Here is a 5,526-nt window from a genome sequence, read left to right as displayed (position 1 = left end):
TCGTGACGGTCACCGGTAGTGCACCTTCCGCTCGACGTAACGGGTCTGGAAGAGGGTCACCGCCAGCAGGACCAGGAACATCACGACCGCGCCGGCGCCTGCCGGGCCCGCCTGGAAGTCCTTGAAGCCCTTGTCGTAGACGTACCAGGAGAGGATCGTGGTGGCCTCGCCCGGTCCACCGCCGGTCATCGCCGCGATGACGTCGAACGCCTGGAACGACGAGATGATGGTGGTGATCATGAGGAAGTAGGTGACCGGGGACAGCAGCGGAAGCGTGATCCGCCGGAACAACGTCCAGCCCCGGGCGCCGTCGAGCGCGGCCGACTCGTAGAGGTCCTTCGGCATCCCCTGCAGGCCGGCGAGGTAGACGATCGCCGCGAAGCCCACGCTCTTCCAGAGGTAGACGATGATCACGGCAGGCAGCGCCCAGTCGGAGTCGGTGAGCCAGGCCGGTGAGGACTTTCCAATCGCCTCGAAGAACACCCGGGACAGCCCGTAGTTGGGGTCGAAGATGAAGATCCAGGCGACGCCGATCGCCGCACCGGAGAGAACGTGCGGGGCGAAGACCATGGTCCGGACTGCGGTTCGCCCCCTCAGGCGTTGGTTGAGCAGCAGTGCCACGGCCAGCCCGAGGGCCAGGCTGCCGAACACCACCACGCCCATGAAGTACACGGTGTTGAGCAGCACCTCACGGAACTCGCTGCCGGTGAACAGGTCCACATAGTTGTCCAAGCCGACGAACCGCCGGACCGGCGAGATCATGTTCCAGTCGGTCAGGCTGAGGTAGGCGTTGTAGATGACCGGCCAGAAGGAGAAGACCGCCAGCAGGATGAAGTTCGGCGCGATGAACGCCAGGAAGATCAGGTATTCCCGCAGGCGACCCGGGCGGAGCCGGGGGCTGCGCCGGGCCGGGCGGGGGTCGGCCGCCGCGCCGGTCGGGACGGAAACGGCCGTACGGGGGGCCTGCGCGCCCTCGGCCCGTACCTGCGTTGGAGAGTCGTTGGCGGTCACGATCGGTCCTTCGCGGATCAGCCGGCGACGGTCCGACCAGAGCCCGCGCCAACCGGACCGGTTCCGGCCGAGGCGCAGAGGCCGAGCAGTTCAGAGATGTCGTCGGCGACGATGCCGTCGACGCCGTAGGCCAGGGCGTCGGCCACCTGGCCGGTGTCGGCGAGCGGCCCCACCCAGACCCGGTATCCGCGCTCCCGCATCGATGGCACCCCGGCCGCGTCGGCCACGGCCCAGCGCGGCCCGAAGTACTGCGGGCGGAGCGCGTCGAGAAGGTCCTGCGCTGGCGGCTCGGCGGCGGTCCAGTCCAGGCCGATGGCTGCGTCGGGCTCGTCGGCGCGCAGCCGGATCAGCGCCTCGCGGCCGCCACGGCGGGCGGCCACGAAGATCGACCGCTCGAAGGCGTCGGGGTGGGCGCGGAGCGCGGCCACGGCGGGGGCCACCACGTCGTCGGTCTTGAGGTCGACCAGGAACTGGGTCTGCGGGAACTCCGTCAGCAGTTCCTCGAAGAGCGGCAGCTGGTAGCCGTCCGCGTCGTGCTGGCGCAGCTCGGCGAGGGTCAGGTCGCTCAGCTCGTGCGGGATGCCCCAGAGCCGCTCCAGGCTGGCGTCGTGCAGCAGCACGATGTGCCCGTCCCGGGTCAGGCGCAGGTCGAACTCCAGGGTGTTGGCGCCCTTGTCCACAGCCGAGCGCAGCGACGGCAGGGTGTTCTCGCGATGCACCAGCGGATCGCCGCGGTGCGCGATGGTCATAAACACGTGGATCTCCTAGCGACCGAGGGGGCGACGCTTTTAACGCTATTTAGCGTTGCCATCACGACGGTAGTTAACACGATGGCAGCAGAGGGGGCAAGAGTCGGAAACGTCAGGGCCCGCGTACGAAGTGTCAACGGGGCGTCAGAGCAGCCCAGGCCGGACTATTCCGGTACGAGGCCCCTCCTTGAGGCGAGCTTTCGCGTCCGATTCGCGCGTTATCTTCAATGTTAAGAGCGCCAAGGGGCGCGTTAACGGATCACTCGGTGAAGTCCGCGCGGACGGCTCGGATCAGCGCGCGGATCTCGTCCAGCAGCGACCGCGGGCCGGCGAGCGTCTCGTTCGAGGCCGTGTCGTGCTCCGCACCGTAGCGGTCCACCACGAGGGCACCCGCCTCCCGGGCCAGCACCACCCCCGCCGCGGTGTCCCAGGGATTGTTGGCCAGCATGACCAGTGCGTCCAGCCTCCCCCCAGCCACCCAGGCCAGGTCGGTCGCCGCGGTGCCCAGCATCCGGATCCGCTGGACCCTGGGCACCAGCGCGGCCGTGACGGCCAACCGTTCCCGGTTGAGCAGGTCGGCGTCCGCGCCCACCGCGTAGTCCCCCACGGCCACCACGGCCTCGGCCAGCGTCGTCGCGGCGCTGGCCCGCAACCGCCGGCCGTCCGCGTACGCGCCCGCTCCCTCGACCGCCTGGTAGCGGCTGCCGAGGAACGGCATCTCGACGACCCCCAGGACCGGGCGCCTACGGCGCACCAGGGCGAGCGAGACCGCGCAGAGCGGCAGCCCGTGGACGAAGTTGACCGTCCCGTCCACCGGATCGAGCACCCAGGTCAACTCGCCGTCCAGCGCCGGGCCGCCCTCCTCCTCACCAAGCAGGCCGATCCCCGGCGTACGCTCCCGCAGCAGGTCGCGGACCGCCCGCTCGACGGCGAAGTCGACCTCGGAGGCCATGTCCCGGTCGCCCTTCGCGGTCAGCGTTCCGGGAAAGCGGGTGCGGACGAGTTCCGCCGCCACCGTGGTCGCCTCCACCGCGACCGGCAGCAGTTCGGCCGGGTTCACCGCTGCTCCATGTACGCGGCGACCTCGTCGGCGGCGAGCCTGGCCGCGCGCTCGGCGGTCTGCCGGGTCGCGCCGGCCAGGTGCGGAGTGAGCACCACGTTGGGCGCGGTACGCAGCCGGGAGTCCGCGGGCAGCGGTTCGGTGTCGAAGACGTCGAACGCGGCGGCGGCCAGCCGGCCGGACTCCAGCGCGTCCACCACCGCGTCGTAGTCGACCAGCCCGCCCCGGGCCGTGTTCACCAGCACCGCGCCCTGCGGGAGCCGGGCCAGTTCCTTCGCGCCGATCATCCCGTGCGTGTCCGGGGTCAACCGGGCGTGCAGGCTCACCACCTGCGCGCGGTCCAGCAGCTCGTCGAGCTCCACCGCGCGTACGTCGGTGAGGCTGTCCGGGTCGGCGTAGGGGTCGTGCACGAGCACCTCGGCTTCGAACGCGCGCAGGATGCGCCCCACCCGCCGGCCGATCGCCCCGTAGCCGATGAGCCCTACGGTGGCGTCCGCCAACTCGCTGCCCACCGCGTCCAGGGCGTACAGGTCACTGCGCCACTCCCCGGCCAGCACCCCGGCGTGCGTGTAGGGGATGCGCCGCAGCGCCGCGAGCAGCAACGCCACCGTGTGCTCGGCCGCGGCGATCGCGTTGCGGCCCGGGGTGCCGCGGACCGTCACGCCCCGCTCGGCGGCGGCGGCGAGGTTGACGTTCACCGGCCCGCCCCGGCAGACCACCAGCAGCCGCAGCGCGTCCGCGGCGGTGAGCACCCGGGCGGTGAACGGGGCCATCTGGGTGACGACCACCTCCACGCCGGCCAGCGCCGCGATCAGCTCGTCCTCGTCACCGGAGGCCTCGTCCACCTCCGCCACTCGCCCGTACGGGATGTGCGGCCAGGGCAGGGTCAGCGAGTCGATCTCGACCCGGTCGCCCAGTCGGGTTCGCAGCGCGTCGGCCATCAGCCTTGGGGTGACGAAGTGGTCGCCGACGACCAGGACTCGGGTGGTGTGCACGGGTTGTCCTTTCAGAACAGCCGGCCTGCCGGACGGTGGGCGCGGGTGGGGTGGGGTGCCGCATCAGTCGCGACACCAGACGGCGCGCGCCTGCGCGACGTGGTCGAGGTAGCGCTGGTAACCCTCGGCGTACCGCCGGGCCGCCTCCGGTCGGGGCCGGTGGATCCGGCCCGGCGGCGGCTCGCTCGCGAACGGCACGCCGACGGCCGCGGCGGCGGCCAGCGCGGCGCCGCGCGCGCCGATCTCCTGCCCGGAGAGCACCCGTACCGGCCGGTCCAGCACGTCGGTGAGGATCTGCGTCCAGGCCGGGGAGGCGAGCCCGCCGCCGCAGGCGGTCAGCGTGCCGGTCAGCCCGGCCGCCTCGAGGCAGTGCCGGGCGCTGTAGGCCACCCCCTCGCAGACCGCGCGGACCAGGTCGGCGGGACGGGTGCCCAGGTGCAGCCCGTCGATGAGGCCGCGTGCCCGTGGCGCCACGAACGGCGCGCGCTCGCCCGATTCGGCCAGGTACGGCAGCACGGTGAGCCCGTCGGAGCGACCCTCGGCGAGCAGCTCGGGCAGGTCGTCCAGCCCGGCACCGACCAGCCGCAGCACCCAGTCCAGGGCGGCCGTGCCGACCATCGCCGGCAGGGCGCGCAGCCACCGGTCCGGCCGCCAGGTGTTGAGCACGAAACCGGTCGGCTCGCCGTCGTGGTCGAGCCGGTCGGTCACCACCTGGCAGGCGAGCGTGGTGCCGAGGACGAGCAGCCCGTCGCCCGGGGTGGTCACCCCGGCGCCCCAGGCGCTCGCCGGCAGGTCGTACGGGCCGGCGACGACCGGCGTGCCGGCCGGCAGCCCGGTCACCGCCGCCGAGGCGGGCAGCAGCGGCCCGGCCGGCGCGGGCAGCACCGGGGCCAGCAGCGGCCGCCGGTGCGCGAGACCGCAAGCGGCCAGCAGCTCGGCGTCGTACCGGTGGGTCCGCGGGTCGAGGAACGGCATCGAGGCGTCACTCGGGTCGGTGGCCCGTACGCCGGTGAGCCGCTGCAGCACCACGTCCTTGCAGTACGCGGCGGTGGTGGCCCGGTCCAGGGCGTCCCGGTCGTGCCGGTCCAGCCAGGCCAGCACCGGACCGGAGGCGCCGGGGAACATCAGGCCGCCGGTCCGCCGGTACGCGTACTCCAGCAGCCCCTTGTCGGACCACTCCTCGACGATCGGGGCCGCTCGCCCGTCCATCCAGGAAACGGCCGGGCGGACGGGTCGCCCCTCGGCGTCGACCAGCCATAGCCCGTCCCCTTGGGCGGTGAGGCCGATGGCGGACACCGGCCGGTCCAGCGCGGTCCCCAGTTCGGCCAGCACCTCGTGCACCGAGCCGACGACCTGTTCGACGTCCTGCTCGTACCAGCCCTCGCGGACCCGGTTCAGTACCGTGGCCCGGGCGGCCCGGTCGAGCTGGGTGCCGTCCGGGGCGAAGGCGACCGCCTTGGTGATGGTGGTCCCCACGTCCACCCCGATGACCGCCGGCTCAGGCGACCTCACAGTTGACACCGTTCTCGCGCATCTCCCGGAGCTTGTCCTCCCCGGCGTTGGAGTCGGTGATCAACAGGTCGAAGTCGCGCAGCGGCGCTACCCGGTGCAGCGCGACCCGGCCCAGCTTGGTGTGGTCGACCATCAGCACCGGGCGTTGCGCGGCCCGAATCATCGCCCGCTTCACCAGCACGATTTCCTGCTCCTGGTG

The 5,526-nt window shown here is 72.4% G+C and carries 5 protein-coding genes and 1 pseudogene; all 6 read right to left on the bottom strand.

Annotated elements, in window-relative coordinates:
• Positions 1–9 precede the first annotated feature (9 nt).
• Complete coding sequence (locus tag FXF52_RS40240; RefSeq protein WP_148804888.1) at positions 10–1,011, bottom strand: carbohydrate ABC transporter permease; 1,002 nt, start codon at positions 1,009–1,011, stop codon at positions 10–12.
• Between the two features lie 17 nt (positions 1,012–1,028).
• Complete coding sequence (locus FXF52_RS40235; RefSeq protein ID WP_255472901.1) at positions 1,029–1,760, bottom strand: glycerophosphodiester phosphodiesterase family protein; 732 nt, start codon at positions 1,758–1,760, stop codon at positions 1,029–1,031.
• 259 nt (positions 1,761–2,019) lie between these two features.
• Positions 2,020–2,820 (bottom strand): inositol monophosphatase family protein, encoded by an 801-nt coding sequence (locus FXF52_RS40230; RefSeq protein WP_148804886.1) that lies wholly within the window; start codon positions 2,818–2,820, stop codon positions 2,020–2,022.
• Positions 2,817–3,815: a 2-hydroxyacid dehydrogenase gene (locus tag FXF52_RS40225; protein WP_255472900.1), complete on the bottom strand. Its 999-nt coding sequence runs from the start codon at positions 3,813–3,815 to the stop codon at positions 2,817–2,819. The genes FXF52_RS40230 and FXF52_RS40225 overlap by 4 nt, the downstream gene beginning before the upstream one ends.
• Before the next feature lie 63 nt (positions 3,816–3,878).
• Positions 3,879–5,327 (bottom strand): FGGY-family carbohydrate kinase, encoded by a 1,449-nt coding sequence (locus tag FXF52_RS40220; RefSeq protein WP_255472899.1) that lies wholly within the window; start codon positions 5,325–5,327, stop codon positions 3,879–3,881.
• A pseudogene (locus tag FXF52_RS40215) lies at positions 5,314–5,526 on the bottom strand (DeoR/GlpR family DNA-binding transcription regulator); the annotation flags it as partial. The pseudogene FXF52_RS40215 and the gene FXF52_RS40220, both read right to left, overlap by 14 nt.

This window comes from Micromonospora sp. MP36 (assembly GCF_008119785.1).
Taxonomy (GTDB): domain Bacteria; phylum Actinomycetota; class Actinomycetes; order Mycobacteriales; family Micromonosporaceae; genus Micromonospora.
This window is presented reverse-complemented; position numbering and strand designations above follow the sequence as displayed.

Excerpts from the sequence above, each read along its gene's own strand:
- FXF52_RS40235 (WP_255472901.1), bottom strand. The coding sequence starts at position 1,760 with ATGACCATCGCGCACCGCGGCGATCCGCTGGTGCATCGCGAGAACACC.